This window comes from Clostridium thermarum (genome assembly GCF_006351925.1).
Lineage (GTDB): Bacteria > Bacillota > Clostridia > Clostridiales > Clostridiaceae > Clostridium_AU > Clostridium_AU thermarum.
On record NZ_CP040924.1, the window covers coordinates 2,371,769 to 2,387,728 of the forward strand.

Annotated in this window: 12 protein-coding genes and 1 pseudogene; 3 read left to right on the forward strand and 10 right to left on the reverse strand. The window is 32.8% G+C overall.

What is annotated here, in order from left to right:
• Positions 1-125 precede the first annotated feature (125 nt).
• Positions 126-1,616 (forward strand): tetratricopeptide repeat-containing diguanylate cyclase, encoded by a 1,491-nt coding sequence (locus tag FHY60_RS10685; RefSeq protein ID WP_139904950.1) that lies wholly within the window; start codon positions 126-128, stop codon positions 1,614-1,616.
• Positions 1,617-1,679: 63 nt separating this feature from the next.
• Here the strand turns inward: FHY60_RS10685 and FHY60_RS18495 are convergent, their stop codons facing one another.
• From FHY60_RS18495 to FHY60_RS10715, 6 genes are all read right to left on the reverse strand, one after another.
• The gene (locus FHY60_RS18495) at positions 1,680-1,814 is read right to left on the reverse strand and encodes a hypothetical protein (RefSeq protein WP_279230385.1); all 135 of its coding nucleotides are present in this window, start codon (positions 1,812-1,814) and stop codon (positions 1,680-1,682) included.
• A complete protein-coding gene (locus FHY60_RS10695) occupies positions 1,804-3,111 on the reverse strand; it encodes an IS91 family transposase (RefSeq protein ID WP_139903760.1) in 1,308 nt (435 codons plus the stop codon). Before FHY60_RS10695 ends, FHY60_RS18495 begins: the two co-directional genes overlap by 11 nt.
• A gap of 180 nt (positions 3,112-3,291) precedes the next feature.
• Positions 3,292-3,567 (reverse strand): hypothetical protein, encoded by a 276-nt coding sequence (locus tag FHY60_RS10700; protein WP_139904952.1) that lies wholly within the window; start codon positions 3,565-3,567, stop codon positions 3,292-3,294.
• The gene (locus FHY60_RS10705) at positions 3,545-4,702 is read right to left on the reverse strand and encodes an IS91 family transposase (RefSeq protein WP_139904953.1); all 1,158 of its coding nucleotides are present in this window, start codon (positions 4,700-4,702) and stop codon (positions 3,545-3,547) included. Before FHY60_RS10705 ends, FHY60_RS10700 begins: the two co-directional genes overlap by 23 nt.
• A gap of 406 nt (positions 4,703-5,108) precedes the next feature.
• Entirely contained in the window at positions 5,109-6,176 is a 1,068-nt protein-coding gene (locus FHY60_RS10710; protein WP_139904954.1) for a DMT family transporter, read from the reverse strand.
• Positions 6,177-6,190: 14 nt separating this feature from the next.
• Positions 6,191-6,463, reverse strand: coding sequence for a metal-sensing transcriptional repressor (locus tag FHY60_RS10715; RefSeq protein ID WP_139904955.1), 273 nt, complete (start codon positions 6,461-6,463; stop codon positions 6,191-6,193).
• A gap of 717 nt (positions 6,464-7,180) precedes the next feature.
• Here FHY60_RS10715 and FHY60_RS10720 point away from each other — a divergent pair.
• Positions 7,181-8,407, forward strand: coding sequence for a transposase (locus tag FHY60_RS10720; RefSeq protein WP_139903735.1), 1,227 nt, complete (start codon positions 7,181-7,183; stop codon positions 8,405-8,407).
• A gap of 247 nt (positions 8,408-8,654) precedes the next feature.
• On the opposite strand, the gene istB is transcribed toward FHY60_RS10720, so the two are convergent.
• Both istB and istA read right to left on the reverse strand, forming a co-directional pair.
• The gene (gene istB, locus FHY60_RS10725; RefSeq protein WP_139904956.1) at positions 8,655-9,374 is read right to left on the reverse strand and encodes an IS21-like element helper ATPase IstB; all 720 of its coding nucleotides are present in this window, start codon (positions 9,372-9,374) and stop codon (positions 8,655-8,657) included.
• The gene (gene istA, locus FHY60_RS10730) at positions 9,374-10,876 is read right to left on the reverse strand and encodes an IS21 family transposase (RefSeq protein WP_139904957.1); all 1,503 of its coding nucleotides are present in this window, start codon (positions 10,874-10,876) and stop codon (positions 9,374-9,376) included. The genes istB and istA overlap by 1 nt, the downstream gene beginning before the upstream one ends.
• Before the next feature lie 391 nt (positions 10,877-11,267).
• On the opposite strand from istA, the pseudogene FHY60_RS18715 reads away from it, so the two are divergent.
• Positions 11,268-11,396: pseudogene (locus FHY60_RS18715) on the forward strand (IS256 family transposase); the annotation flags it as partial.
• A 218-nt stretch (positions 11,397-11,614) separates the two neighbouring features.
• Here FHY60_RS18715 and FHY60_RS10740 read toward each other — a convergent pair.
• Positions 11,615-12,616, reverse strand: a complete 1,002-nt coding sequence (locus FHY60_RS10740; protein WP_139904958.1) for a hypothetical protein — start codon at positions 12,614-12,616, stop codon at positions 11,615-11,617.
• A 57-nt stretch (positions 12,617-12,673) separates the two neighbouring features.
• The gene (locus tag FHY60_RS10745; protein ID WP_139904960.1) at positions 12,674-15,958 is read right to left on the reverse strand and encodes a type I restriction endonuclease subunit R; all 3,285 of its coding nucleotides are present in this window, start codon (positions 15,956-15,958) and stop codon (positions 12,674-12,676) included.
• Positions 15,959-15,960: the final 2 nt, after the last annotated feature.

Genomic DNA, 15,960 nt, shown 5'->3' on the forward strand with positions numbered 1-15,960 from the left:
TTGAATATTACAATGAAAATGATTACAAACGGGCTGGATTTAATTTTTTACTTAAAGTTCTTCAAATTTTCTCATATATATACTAAACTATACTATATTATTACTAAGCTATAGGAGACCAAACCATGGAAGAAAATTTTGATTTACTAGAGAATGATATTATCCCACTAGAGGAAAAAGCAGAGGAGCATTTTAATAATGGACAATTTAAAGAGTCTGCAGGCTGCTTTTCTAAATTACTTGATTTTTATAGAAATAGCGCAGATAAAACTAGCATTGCTCTTATGGAAAAGCAGTTAGGAAAATGCTATTTTTATCTTGCAGACTACACAAAATCTGTAGAGCATTACCTACAAGCCTTAATGAACTACGAGAAACTTGGAGATATTCAAAACATATCGGAATGTAACTATTGTCTAGGTACAGCCTATGCTCACAGGGGTGAAATTGAAAAATGCTTTGAGTACTTTACCCTTGCTCTTGGTGGCTTTACTCAGTCAAATAGCTATGAAGATTTGGCTAAAATTCATAACGCCTTTGGAGTAATACATATAAATACCGGCAAATTAGATGACGCTTATTATCACCTTTCTGAATCGTTAAACTATGCAGTAAAGGCCAATAATACCCAAGCTATATCCAATGCAACTTCTAATTTAGGATTGATCCATATGGAGAATAAGGAATTTGATAAAGCCTTAGATAACTTCCATACTTCCTTAAGTTTAGAAGAAAAGCTTGGCTCCAAAAGAGGTATTGCTTATATTAATTTTAGAATTGCAGAAGCATATATGTGGAAGAAGGATTATGCAAAAAGTTTAGAAGTGGCTAATACATCCCTGGAAATGCAAAAGTCTATGGAAAATACCTACCAGGTATCAAATTGTTATTTACTTATATCCAACATATATGAGGAAATGGAAAATTATAAGGAAGCCTTAAAAAACTATAAATTGTATACAAGCACCCAAATGCAGATTTACACTGAAGACAATAATAAAAAGGTCACAGAACTCCAAAAGGACTATGACTTATACAAGCAAGAAAAAGAAAAGGAAATTTATAGACTGCGAAATGAAGAACTAGTGGAAATGAATAAAAAGCTAACGCTAGCCTACGATGAGATACAACGAATTTCTACTACAGATCCTCTCACTGGACTTTTAAATAGAAGAGGTTTTACTGAGTATATTGATAAGTCCTTCCCTCACTGGAATGAAAATAACAGCATAAACTCTTTGCTTTTATTGGACTTAGATAACTTCAAGTTAATTAATGATACCTATGGCCACAGCGCCGGTGATATAATTTTAAAGAAAACCTCAGAAATTATATCAAAGGTTTCAAATGACCTTGGTATTTGTGCAAGGTGGGGCGGTGAAGAGTTGATCATATTTTTACCTAATCTAAATGAAAATGAGGCCGTCGACGTATCAAATAAAATAAGGCTAGAGTTATCCAGTGTAAGCTTTCTATTTGATAATAAAGCTTTCGCTGCTACCGTTACCATTGGAATAAGCTGTGGTGTTAATAGGTCCTTAGAGGAACATTTTGAAATTGCTGACTGCAACCTCTACTTAGGTAAGAAGTCCGGAAAAAACTGTGTTATTGTATAACTTATTTAAATCAAATAAAAAAATCCCCTAACGGGGACTCTCAATAGAGTGGCTAACGCCACTCTATTGCTTTTCAATGTCACCGGTAAAATAAAAGTCTGCATTACAACGAGGGCATACCAAAATAGGCATTCCCAAATCTTCACATTTAGAGTCTTCCTCAAGAATCTCATCCATGTATGCAATCTCATCTACCACAAAGGCTGGGGCCCACTCTTCGAAACCGCACTTGCGGCATTGATATTTGTACACAATTTCTTTCTCTATTGGATTGAGTTCGTAATAATATTCGTCTATTGGATCCATCTGGTTTATCCTCCTTATAGGTTGATTCCCTTATATCATATATCAAACCATAGTCATCATGCCAGATTTTCCATAATTCCATTTCTTTTTTACACTTTCTGCATTCTAATGGATTTCTATCAAAAGTCTCTATTATTCTCTGCTTCCACCTCTTTTTTTCTTGTTTCTTTTTTCTATTTAGAATATCTGAAATCTTTAACTGTTTAACAAACTTATACAAGTGTATTATTTCTTTAGCCAAAGCATTTTTCTTCCTTGAATATAGACCATACCTTCTAACGCACTTAAAGCCTTTTTTATGAATTTGTTGTACCAGCTTTCCAATGAACGTTAATACATCCAATGTAACTTTTATATGTTCACCGGTATCATGGTCTTCGTACCAAAAGGTTACATTCTCACCATCATAGCTTTCAATTCTATACTCTGCTATCGCAGCTCTTGCAAGATATCTCCCTATGTATTTAGTGGCTTTTTTCATATCTGTAAGGGCTCTGTCTGCATTAACATAAAAACCATCTTTATATACCCTGTACAAGGTACTAATTAATTTTCTAGTTTTATAATCCTTAAAATATTTCTTTATGATATCTAAAACAATTTTTTGCCAAGACTTCCTTAGGTATTCATATGGTATATATTCTACCGGCTTCCACCAGCTATATTTATTGTTAATAGCCCCTTCCGTAACAAGTGCATGCACATGAGGATTCCATTTTAAGTCTCGTCCAAAAGTATGAATTACCGCTATTACACCCACCTCATAACTCTTGCCCTTATGTTTTTTGTACCAATAGTCAATTACTTGATAGACTCCGTCCATCAGGTCTTTAAGCATCTCTCTTCTTTTATAAAAATAATTTCTAAGTTCCTCAGGTATAGTAAATACGCTATGTCTATGTACTACATTTAGCATATTCTCTTGCTGCTTTTCTACCCATTTCAGCGTGTATAGCCTTCCACATTTCACACAGAACTTACTTTTACAAGTGAACCCTACTTTAATACTCTCTCCACAATTGAAACACATGTACTCAGCGTAACCTTTATTAATTTCTCCACAATGAAGAGATTTTTCAACGACATTAAAGATATGCTCTCGCATATCTTTAGGCAATCTATATGATAACTTATCTTTGAATTCATACCATTTATGTTCCAGAATCATTTTTATGGTTATCTTATTCATAGCAATCACCTAGATAAATACAGATACACTTAAATAATCGAAGTTATCCACAATTTCTTAAATACATAATTTCCTATAGAGTAAAAAAAGTGGCTTTCGCCACGCCCCCTTTGGGGAATAATTTATATAAAACGTTTCCACTTTAGGAGCATATTCGTCAGCATACTCCTAAAACTTTTTTTAAAACTCGTAAGTTATCCCGTGTACACCCTCGTATTTTGCGGGTCTCATTATTCCTCCGCAAGACTCACAGCTAAATGTTGGTGGCTCATTAATATCTCCATCATCAACTATATCAAAATATTGTACAATATTTTCAGGAATAAGTTCCTCAGTTCCACAGTTTGTACATATATACAAGATTCCATCGTTAACTTTATTTTGCTTTTTCTTTTTTCGCTTTGCTGCTTTTAACTTGGCCCTTTGTTTATCTTTAACCGGTTTTTTCTTTGCCATTGTACTTCCTCCCTTGTTCAAATACAGGTTCTATTCTATTTTTTGAAATCCCTTTTACTGATGCATATGTATTTATTATAATATCAATATTTTTCTCAACTTCATTTTCAATCTTCCTCAACAACATATCTCTGACACTTCCATACTTAGTATATACTATATCTTTAAACTTCATCAGTGCTCCGCACTTGCACCTTAAAGGGTCTACTCCAAAGGATTTCATTATCCTATATTTCCATCTTCTGAGTTTTCTGTGCTGTTCTTTAATTTTATCTTCTACAAGCATAAAAAAACTTGTCTTTGTGACTATTGTTTCTAGAATATATTCCATAATACTAACCATTTTAAAGTGTCTCTCTGGTATATGTACAATAAGTCTTTTTATAAACTCATAAACTGTTATTTCTTCTTCAACCCTTTTATTATCTTCATGTCTTATATACCAAAACCTTACCTTTTCGCCATCATAACTTAAGATTCTTGAGACCGCTATCGCTGGTCTTCCTGTATATCTCGCTACATATTTAGCAACTGCCTTTTGAGTGGTAACTTCCCCTTTAGCATAGACATAAAATCCTGAATTATAGTTGCTATAAAGCTTGTTTATTAAGTTTTTTAACTCCTTCTTATTGGTTTTGGCTTTCATTTTTAACTCATCTAATAAAAGTTTTTGCCATCTTTTTCTTAGAGATTCATAGTGAAAGTAATTTATATTCCTCCATGCAGTCTTTTTGCCAGCACCACCCTCTGTAACAAGAACTTGTACATGAGGATTCCACTTTAAGTCTCTTCCGAAAGTATGAATCACTGCCACTATACCTGGAGTAAAACTCTCACTTTTATTTAGTTCTATCATCCAAGTCTTTATAGCGCTAGCGGCATATTCTGTTAAAATTGATAATAGCTTTCTATTCTGCCCAAAGTACACTCTAAGTTGCTCTGGAATAGTAAAAACCATATGCCTATGTTTTGTTTTTATAAGCTTTCCTAAAAGCTCTTCAACTCTATTATCAACATAAACCTTACCACATGATGTACAAAATCTGCTTTTGCACGTAAACCCCTTCTTACTTGTTTCCCCACAGTTCGGACATTCAAACTCTATATAACCTTTATCCAAATCTCCACAATACATTATTTTACATAGCCCGTCAGGGCAGAAAAACAGAGCCCTCCCGGGCTCTGAAAAATTATAATTTCCTATACAATAAAAAATTCAGAAGGTGTGCATATATTTCAATTGGATGTCATTAAGTTCTATTCTCAAACTGCATTTTAATTCAAAAAACACCGAAACCCACTGAAATCAGTGGGTTTCCATTGTATCAATATTTGAGTTTATGTATGTCTTTGGACGATGATGTTGATACAAGATTTCATTTTTTATAATTACTAGAAAAAAAGGCATTCTAATCGAATACCCAACCCCAAAATTAACAAAGAGCCAAAAATAAATGCTTTAATAAGGCATAGAAATTGCATAAGCATAACTAAAATTTAGAAAAAATAAAGTTGTACAGTAAGTATATGTCCCTCATCTTTTAATGGGCATGCCTGTGGTGTATATCGGGAGTATGTGGATGCTCATGCAACACTTCTTCATGTTCGTGTATGTGAGAATGATAACCGCTAGGCGGGACTTCTCCAGTTAAATGTACATGGTTGTGATGATTATCATTATGACTGTGCCTATGCTCATGGACCATATGTTCATGGCTATGACTGTGGTTATGATCCTCTTTTAACAAAAAGAATGTCCCTAATATCATTACAGGCAATGCTATAACAAACATGAAACTTGGAACGTCATTATTTAATAAAAATGCCAAGATTGCCCCAATAAAAGGTGATGTTGCAAAAAATGCACTAGTTCTAGCACTCCCTAACTCCCTCATAGCAAGGACAAATAAGACGATACTTAACCCATAGCTAAAGAACCCAAGAATCATAGCTAATAATACTACTTTAAAGTCCGGAATATGCTGTTTCAATAAAAGTGCCAGAAATAATGAAAATGAACCTGCTACGAAACCTTTAAAAATTGCTATAGAAAAAGGATTCTTTGCAGAAATATTTCTTGTAAAGTTATTGTCAATTCCCCAACAAACACATGCACCAACTACTCCCAATGCTCCTAAAGAAAATCCCCATTGGTTGTTAAAATCCCATGAAAGTAAAATACTTGCAATTGTGATACACGAAACTGCAATCCAAACCCTCTTGCCTACGCTTTCTTTGAAGAAAAATAAAGCAATCAGAGTTGTTGATACACCCTCAAAATTTAGAAGTAATGCCGCTGTAGATGCCGGTGTAATCTTTAGACTTGACATCAATATAATAGGTGCAATAATTCCACCAAATAATACAGCACCAAGAAGCCAAGGAAAATCTTTTTTTAAAAGTGGAGCCTCCGCATGTCCTTTCTTGCCAATCAAATTAGTTATCATCTGATATAACAGCAATCCAGTTCCGCTTCCCAAGTAAAGAAAAGAAGCAAGTGAAACTGGTTCTATGTGACCTAAGAGCATTTTTGCCAGTGGAGCACTTGCACCAAAGAGAAGGGCTGAAAGCAATGCCTGAATTCTGGGAAAAATCTTCACTTTATTCATATCTACCTACCATCCTATTTAAAATACTTGTCTATAGCATTATTAAGGTTCTCTAAAACGGTATCATTATTATTTTTAATTGCATCTTTCACACAATGATTTATGTGATCCTTTAATATTACCTTGCCTGTGTTATTTAGTGCAGACACCACAACGGAAATCTGAATTAATACCTCATTGCAATCTCTTCCATCTTCAATCATATGCTTAATAGCATCTACATGCCAGCTAATCCTTGATAATCTATTAATTACGGCTTTATTATTTGGATGATTATGCTCAACCACTTCCAGTTCTCATAATAATATATTATCCCCCCACAGGGAATATAATAATTATATCACTTTTTATTAAATATGTACTATAACCTTATACTCATTTAACTTGCAGCTCTTATACTTTAAAAAAATAATAAGTATAACTAAAAAACAAAAATCCAATCAAAGGTATTTGCGTCTCTAATCAGCTTACTTTACATAGAATTGACATATAAGTGTTGTTTAAATTCTATCAACTACATCTATATGTACTTAGTATACTTTATTAAAGTATTTATCTCTTTGACTTTTAAAATAAACTTATTAAATTGCCTTTTTAAAATTGAACATACTGTTGCAAAAACTCATATGTAATATTTTTATATTTTTCATCATCTTAAAGCTTCAGCCCAAGACTGCTAAGCTTTAACACCCTGATTTGGTTTATGTTTCCGAGAACTCGGCAGATTTCACTGTATGCGATATGCCTACCATTCAAAAAACAAAAAAGCCCTGATTTCTCAAGGCTTCTATCTATCGTATAATTGTGTTGTTCAATGTGTATTTGGAGGATGATGTTGATACGGTAAAAATTATATTTTCTAATAAAATAGCTAAATGAGTAAATTTCATATTTTATAATCATTGATTTTACTAACTTTTTTATTATTCAAAAAGGAAATTCACCCCAAAATGTCGAATATTTAAGTATCACCAAAAATACACAACAAAGAGGAGTGAATACTTATGTATATTCGACAAGAATGCCTATTTTCCTTTGAAGAAATAATAAAATTACAACCTAAAACTAGGCTTGAATTAATTCTAGCCCAACTAGATTTTTCAAATGTATTAAATGGTTTAGCCCAGCTACACGCTACGCGTGGCCCGAAAGGGCATAATGAGCTAGCACTATTGTATGCTTTAGTTGCTATGCAAGTTGAAAAAATTAAATATTTTAATAAGTTAGTCGATAGACTTAAGACTGATCCTATATTTAGGTATAATTGTGGTTTTAACATTTTAGAGAAAACACCTTCAGCATCAACCTTTAGTAGATTTTTAACTAAGCTATCCAAAATACCTTCATTGGAATATGACTTCGATTGTTTAGTTAAAAAGGCCATTAGTATAGGAATTGTTGATGGTTCAAATGTAGCAATCGATTCTACTAAAATTGATTCTTTTGAAAAAGCTAGACCTAAATCCAAACTTAAGAATGATGCTGTTTCTCCAAACTGGGGAGCTAAGAACGATACTGATGGTAATAAAATACGTTGGTTCGGATTTAAGCTTCACATACTGGCAGATTGCAAGAGTGAACTACCCTTAAGCATATTGCTATCTCCCGCTAGTTATAGTGATGGAGATTTAGCTATTCCGCTGATAAAAAAGTTCATCACCAACTACTCTGGAGTTTTGAGTCCTAAGCATTTTATTATGGATAAAGGTTATGATTTTCAAAAGATTTATGATTATGTTACTCACGATGTTAAAGCACAACCAATTATAGCTTACAATCCTAGGGCACAGTATGCTCCACCAGAAGGATTTAATGAGAAGTTTGAACCCATATGCTCAATGGGATATCCATTAACTTACTGGGGAAAAGATGGTGACTACCTTAAATTTAGATGTCCCCAAGCAACCGGTAAGGTTAATTGTCCATTTGGAACAAAGCATTGTAGCAATTCAAACTATGGATTTTGCCTAAAGGTAAACTATAAAGAGAATAATAGGTATTACTCTTATCCTCTTAGGAGCAGTGAAGATTGGCAAAAACTCTATAATCAACGCACCTCTATCGAGAGGTGTAACTCAAGATTGAAAGAGTACCTAAATGTTAATAATCTGCGTTCAGCAGGTATTAGAAAAGCAAAAGTTGTAGCTCTACTAAACTGTATGGCTTTAGTAGCAGGCACTATTGCTGTTAATCAGAAGTCTAACGACTTAAATTTAAAGCAAGCAGGATAAATTTATTAGTTTTAAAAGTTATCCACAGGTGCAATAGCACCTTGGCTTTGCTATTATCTTTTTCTGAACAAAATAGTTAATTATTAACAAAAAGTAATGATTTTTAAATATAATTGAGGAAGTTTAATTGTGCAATTTCCTCAAATAATTTTATTGGTTAAGATTATCAATAATTAAGTTGTATTTTGCAAGTGTAATTTTTAGCGTTCTGCAAAGAATTTTTCAAGCACCCTTGTTTACATATATGTTAATTTATGGTTGAGTGTTGTATTCTGTAACTCCCCCCCTTGAAAAGAAGGAGATAACTATGGTGTATTATCCTATCAATGATGGCACTAGTAAGCCTTTCGTCATAGAAAATACTGTTCCATCTGCCGAATTCAAGATTAGTAGTTATGATTAAACTCCTACGTTCATAGCAATCCGAAATAACTTGGAATAAAAGCTGTGCTCCCTCAGCACTAAGGGGAAGATAGCCCCACTCATCACAAATAAGCAAATCACATTTTTCTATTGACTTAAAAAATCTTTTTAGTTCTCCAGATGCCTTAGCTTCTACAAGCTCATTAACAAGTGCGGCTGTCCTAAAAAATCTTACTCGTTTCCCCTTATTTATTGCCTCTACTCCAATTGCGGTAGCAAGGTGAGTCTTGCCTGTACCTACACCACCGTAGAGGATAAGGTTTTCCCTTCTATCAATGAAATCTGCGTTTCTTATGCTCTCCACAGGAAGTTTTTCTGGAATCTCTATATCCTTAAAACTGTAGTTTTCAAATGTTTTAATCACATCAAATTTAGCCTGTTTTAGACATCTGTTGATTCTAGTAGTTTCTCTGTTTCTTAATTCAATCTCTAGAAATTTTGCAAGGAATTCCTGATGGGTTTCTGTCTTTATGGTATCACAATTTTCAGCTAGGCTAACGCCTAAGCGGAGCGCTTTACAATATGCTGCAATAATTTCATTCATCAGGCATTCCTCCCTTTTAGGAACTTGTTGTACACATCTAAGTTTGGAGTAAATATGTGGTTTTTAGGTATGTCACCAGCAATCTGCATTTTTGCAATTTCCGGCAGTTTGTTAACTAATCTGTGATATGTTGCTATAATGCTGTCTACATCGTTGTTGCCGATTGCTATAGTTTGCAGAAGTGCAGAAGTTGCAGTTTGCATTTCTGACTCCTGTATCATCTTAATAAGTGCATGAAGCGCTAGCTTCTTTTTATCTTTGTCACTTTGGTCCAAGTAGTTTCTCCAAGGCTCTGGAAGCTCATTGTAAAAATCAGTATATTTTAATGCACTGGGTCTTCGGGCTAGTGTGGATAAGTATGGGATCCAGTTCATACTTTCTGCATTCTTGCAGTACAGCCTTCTATGTGTAACTACGTGGCCATATTTTTCATCAAGTATAATAACTTGAAATGCTGTAGCCTTGATGAGAACTTTCTTACCAGCTAACGCTGGAGAAGTAGAGTATGTATTGGTTTCAAATTTAACCTTGCCATAATTGTCTGCAATTGCACTAAATATTCTATGTATTTCAAATCCTGCCGCCGGTAGAAGAAACATCTTCTTTAAGTCATCGTTAAAGAGCTCTTTTATAGTTACATCATTCTTATAGTGCTTTCTATCCATGTCATTATCGCAAATCTGCAAAAGTAACTTATTATAGTCATCAATGTTTTTGAAAGCTGGTATAGGCACAAATAAATTTCTTCTATGGTAACCTACCTTATTCTCAACGTTACCTTTCTCATTACCACTTGCAGGGTTACAAAAATTAACCTGGAATTTGTAGTGAGCAGCGAATCTTTCAAATTGTTGAGTAAGAGTTCGATTACCATCTTTATTTATACTTATCACTGCTGCAGATAAATTGTCAAACCAGATTTTATAAGGAACCCTCCCCATATGCTCAAAAATATTCTTCATTCCTTGAAGGAAACATTCCTGGTTCTGACCTCTAAAGATTTGCACATATCCTCCATTGCTATAAGGAAATGACATGTTTAAATAGTATCCGGTAAACTCTTCACCGTTTTCAATGAAAGTTGCCTCTCCAAAATCCACCTGAGCCTCACCGGCAGGATGGTTAAGCGGCAGCGAGCCATCCTTTTTGCTAAACAGTTCTTTCTTTTTTGCAGAAACATAATACTGAACTGTTCTTAGTGATAGGTCAAGCCTATCGCCAAACACCTCTTCTAACCTGTCATACACACGCTTCGCTGTATGACGTTGCTTTCTTGGTGCTGTCAAATCAGCCTCAAGCCATGAATCTATTAGTTCCTTATATTTATCTATTTTCAACTCATTTTTACTTCCTCGCTGCGGACCATCGTTGAAATCTTCCTTATCAACATACTTTTGCACAGTTGCAAATGCATGTCCTGTTATCCTGCTAATCTCCCTTAAACTTTTTCCTTCAAATTGACTTAGTTCTTTGATATAATGAACTCTAGACATTGTTAACATCCTTTCATAACCTCCCCTATAGTTTGGACAACTTAGAGGATATATTATTTGAGGGTGCTTGACAATGTTTTTTATTTTTCCAGCAAACTGCTAGAGTTTTATTTTGCATTTTGCTCTATTTTCATTTTACACTAAACATACCTAGAAAAATAAACAATCTTTGTGAGAAATGCTTGTTGGAAGGATATATTCATGAGAAAAAACTTATTGATGATATTTTAGTAAAGAGAGTTATAAAGAACGAGTTTGAATAATATCTATGCAGCCGTTTAGGCAGCATTTTTTTAAAATAAAATTCCGCTAGCGCTTCCAACTTCTCTGTAACAATTGGAAATTCTAACGGAATGATATCGTGGAAAAATTCCGGCACAGTAGTGTGAGAAACAACACTCTTATAAAGGCTCTATATCTTGCCACGGAGCAGATAATGCTTAAATGGACCGCACCTATCCAGAATTGGGCCAGCACACTGGCACAACTTAGTATACGGTTTGATGAAAGGCTTGAACAATATCTGTAATTGAGAAGCCTGTACTATTTAGAATATTTATGTATAATAATAAAAATATTGCACAAAATAATATCAACAAAAGGCTACACTATCTATTTTTAGTAATTCCCCCAAAAATTAAAATTATTACTGAGTTTTACCTCAGTAATAATTTCCAAATAAAGAATAGCATGTCTTTTCTATTTTACACAAACATATGGACGTTCTCATAATAAATTTTAAACATGTTATTTATTTAAAATATTATTCTCTATCCACATTTTTAAAGATTGATCATCTACAACTATGTATTTCCCTTTTTTAGTTCCTTTATAATTATCAATAAGGTGAAAATCTTTTAAGTAATTTATAATATTAATTATCACATGGTAGGATGTTGTATAATTTGTTTTACTAATAATTTCATTTTCAAATTTCTTTACTATTTTCCTTGGTTCTATATAGTCTGTTCCATATTCCTCTCTTCTATTAAGTATGCTATAAATAATATTCTTAAATATTTCTTTATCAATGGTAATACTTCCATATTTTTTAGGTAACTTTATTATTCCTATACTTGTATCAGTATCCACTCTGATTTCTTCAATAGCACTTGGTTTGTTTTCCTGATTTACTTTTATTTTTAAATCTTTTTCAGAAAAACCTGCTATCTTTAAAACCTTTCTGCATAAGGAAACTATAGCGTTAGAACTGCTATTTACCATAACATATAAACCATTTGGTAATTGTTTATAAAACCTTTTGTCAATATTTGAATCATCATATGTAAAATATACTCTGGTTCGTCCTCTAAATTCCTCAATTTTATCTATATTTGTTATAAAGTTTTTATTCTTTTTGCTTATTTCCTCTATTAATTTAAGTAATACTTCTCTCCAATACTTAATCTCAAATTTTTTACCAAATAGTAAAATTTCTTCTGGATTTGTATCTGTCCAATCTGTTAAATCATCATAGCATTCTTCCAAATTAATCTCCTGATTTTTTTCATCTTCTTCACTAACAAGTGAAATAAATTCCGCTTTTAAGTTTTCAACTTTCTCTATCAACTTTTTAATATCCTTATATTTCTCCTTAAATTCATCAATATCATCAATCCTATCTTCTATTATGCATTGTTGTAACTTATCTTTGATTATATTATTATATTGAGTCATATCTTCAATGGTCCAATTAAAATCATCAATGACAACATTAATTATATCTTTAATATCATTTCTATTTACCACTATACCCATCTCCCATTTAAATATTAGGTTGATATTTGTTTTCAATAAATTTTTATCTTACACTCTATATTCTTTTCTACTATCAGCTACAATTTCATAAGTTTCAGCACAATATTCTTCTATATCATCTATTTCCTCTACTTCATTTTCACACATCTTTTCAACCTGCCTCATTACTATGTCCATTGCCTTTTCTGCCTGCTTTGGTGGGTAGTTGTATTTTTTTAGTAGCCTTTTTATAATCGTTCTCATCTTTGCCCTTGCCATTGTTCTTTTGCTCCAGTCAACGGTTATGTTGCTTCTTATAGCCTCTGTCAATTCATGTGCTATTTGCTTTAGAACATCATCGCTCATAAATAGTTTTACTGCATCATCTGCTGTTAAGGCATCATAAAAGGCAATTTCATCTTCTGAAAGGCCAAGGTTCATATCTTCCTCTCTTGCCTTTTGTATTTCCTTTGCAAGGTTTATAAGCTCTTCAATTACTTCTAAATTTGTAATTGCTTGATTCTTGTATTTTTTTAATGCCTTCTCAAGCTTTTCTGAAAACCTTTCAGACTTTACTAAGTTTCTTTTTTCAATTGCCTTTATCTTTCCTTCAAGAAGTTTTTTAAGCATTTCAACAGCAAGGTTCTTATATTTTATTGACCTTACTTCTTCTAAGAATTCATCTGATAAAATTGATATGTTAGGCCTTTCAAGCCCTAATGAATCAAAAACATCTATTACTTCCTCTGATATTATCGTCTTTTGAAGAAGTTGATTTATTCTATGCTCTATCTCTCTTTTAGAAAGCCTATTTGTTGACTTATTTTCCAATTTAACAAGACTTGCCTTTACAGCTTTAAAATAGCTAACCTCAAGTGCTGCAGCTCTTCCTTCCTTTGTTGATGCACAAAGTGAATGTGCTTTAGCAAGTTCTACAACCGTATTTTTAAATTCTTTTTGTTCCTTTTCTTCCATTGAAAGTACAAAATCCATTCCTTCTGTTATTGCTCTTATTCTTTGCATTTCAGTTCCATTCATATAGCCTGAATAGTCAAGTTTGTGGAACATATCTTTTAATATTTCAAGTTTTTCAAGCATTATTGATACTGCAACGGATGTATCTATTCCTGTTGTCTTTTTATCACTTTCTGTATAAACTTTAAGTGCCTTCTTTAAACTTTCAAATATTCCTATATAGTCAACTATTACTCCACCTGGCTTATCCTTAAAAACTCTGTTTACTCTTGCTATTGCTTGCATTAGGTTATGTCCCTTCATTGGCTTGTCTATATACATTGTATGCATTGATGGGACATCAAATCCTGTAAGCCACATATCCCTTACAATTGCTATCTTAAGTTCATCGTTTACATCCTTCATTCTTTTTGCCAGTATTTCTTTTCTTTGTGAGCCACCTGTTAAATGTTTTTGCAATTTTTCATCATCAGAAGCATCTCCAGTTATTACAACCTTAATCTTTCCTTTAGTTAAATCGTCACTATGCCAATCTGGTCTTAGATTTATTATTTCATCATAAATGTCGGCACAAATTTTTCTGCTCATACAAACAATCATAGCTTTCCCATCTATTGTTTTTATTCTTTCTTCAAAGTGATTTACTATATCCTGTGCAAGAAGCTTTAATCTATTTGCTGAGCCAACAACAGCCTCTAACCTTGACCATTGACCTTTATATTTATTCTTAATCTCTTCCTCTTGACCATCCATTAATTCTTCAAATTCTTCATCTATTTTTTTTAGTTCTTCTTCGTCTGCCTCAAGCTTTATTATTCTATTCTCATAATATATTTTTACTGTTGCTCCATCTTCAACAGCTCTTGTCATATCATATATATCTATATAGTCGCCAAATACTTCTACCGTTGATTTTGCTCCTATTTCACCTTCTATTCCTATAGGTGTTCCTGTAAATCCTATAAACGAAGCATTAGGAAGTGCATCTCTTACATATTTAGCATATCCATACTTTATATCACCAGTTTCTATATCTGCCTTTGCATCAAGTCCATAATGGCTTCTATGTGCTTCATCTGCAATTACAATTACATTATGCCTGTCAGTTAAAACAGGCATTTCGCCATTTTCTGGTTTGAATTTTTGTATAGTAGTAAATATTATTCCTCCTGCTTCTCTTTCATTCAATAGGTCAAATAGTCCACGTATTATTTTTGTTTTCTCTTTTTTATTACTTTCCTTTTGCTCATCAGAAAGTTTTCGAACATCTGCCTGAATTGGATCTTGTCGTAATATATCTTTAGCTTGGCTAAATGTATTATATAGTTGATCATCTAGGTCGTTTCTATCAGTTATAACCACAATTGTAGGGTTGTTGAACTTTTTAACAAGCTGTGCAGCATAAAATACCATTGTAAAGCTCTTTCCTGAACCTTGGGTATGCCATACAACTCCTATCTTTTTGTCTGTTGAATTTATTGCTACCTCTGTGTTTTCTACTGCCTTTTTAACAGCAAAATATTGATGATATGCAGCAAGTATTTTATTAAGTTTTATTTTATCTCCAATTTTTCTACCCTTTGAATCATAATCTACGGCACTTGTTTCTTGGTAAGTTAAGAAGTTTTCAACAATATCAAGCAGCCTATCCTTTCTTAACATACCTTTTAATAATATTTCATATTGTGGAATTGATAGCGGCTCAACATTTATGCCATCTATACTTCTCCAGTTCATAAATCTTTCAAAGTTTGCTGTTATTGTTCCTGCCTTTGCATTTATTCCATCAGTGATTACTATAAATGCATTGTAGTAAAAAAGTGTTGGTATATCTCTTTTGTATGTTTGTATCTGATTATATGCCTTTTCTATCCCAACATTTTCATCTGTTGATGATTTTAATTCCATAACAACAAGTGGAATACCATTTACAAATATAATTACATCTGGTCTTCTTTTTTCTATTTCTTCTATTCTAAATTGATTTACCACTAAGAATTCATTATTGTCTACATTTTTAAAGTCAATTATATATGCCTTTTCTGTTTTTATTATCCCCTGCTTTTTAAATGTAACATCTATACCTTCAACAATAATCTTATGAAAATATCTATTGTTTTCTTCAAGTATTGGGCTGTTGAAGGTTATTATTTTTCTATATGCTTCTTCTATTGCATCCTCTGGCAAAGCAGGATTAAGTCTTCTTAATGCATCTAATACCCTGTTTTTTAATATTACTTCTCTATAGTCATCTCTTTCTGGACTTTCGCTATCTGGTGCTATATCAGGGCCATAAAGATGTTCATAATCAAGTTCTTTAAGTATTTCTATTGCTGCATTTTCAAGTTGTTGTTCTGTAAAATCTATTAAAAAACCCATTG

Bases quoted from the DNA above. Each gene is read 5' to 3' on its own strand.
- FHY60_RS10685 (WP_139904950.1), top strand. From the start codon at position 126: ATGGAAGAAAATTTTGATTTACTAGAGAATGATATTATCCCACTAGAG.
- FHY60_RS10695 (WP_139903760.1), bottom strand. From the start codon at position 3,111: ATGAATAAGATAACCATAAAAATGATTCTGGAACATAAATGGTATGAA.
- FHY60_RS10700 (WP_139904952.1), bottom strand. From the start codon at position 3,567: ATGGCAAAGAAAAAACCGGTTAAAGATAAACAAAGGGCCAAGTTAAAA.
- FHY60_RS10705 (WP_139904953.1), bottom strand. From the start codon at position 4,702: ATGTATTGTGGAGATTTGGATAAAGGTTATATAGAGTTTGAATGTCCG.
- FHY60_RS10710 (WP_139904954.1), bottom strand. From the start codon at position 6,176: ATGAATAAAGTGAAGATTTTTCCCAGAATTCAGGCATTGCTTTCAGCC.
- FHY60_RS10720 (WP_139903735.1), top strand. From the start codon at position 7,181: ATGTATATTCGACAAGAATGCCTATTTTCCTTTGAAGAAATAATAAAA.
- istB (WP_139904956.1), bottom strand. From the start codon at position 9,374: ATGAATGAAATTATTGCAGCATATTGTAAAGCGCTCCGCTTAGGCGTT.
- istA (WP_139904957.1), bottom strand. From the start codon at position 10,876: ATGTTAACAATGTCTAGAGTTCATTATATCAAAGAACTAAGTCAATTT.
- FHY60_RS10745 (WP_139904960.1), bottom strand. From the start codon at position 15,958: ATGGGTTTTTTAATAGATTTTACAGAACAACAACTTGAAAATGCAGCA.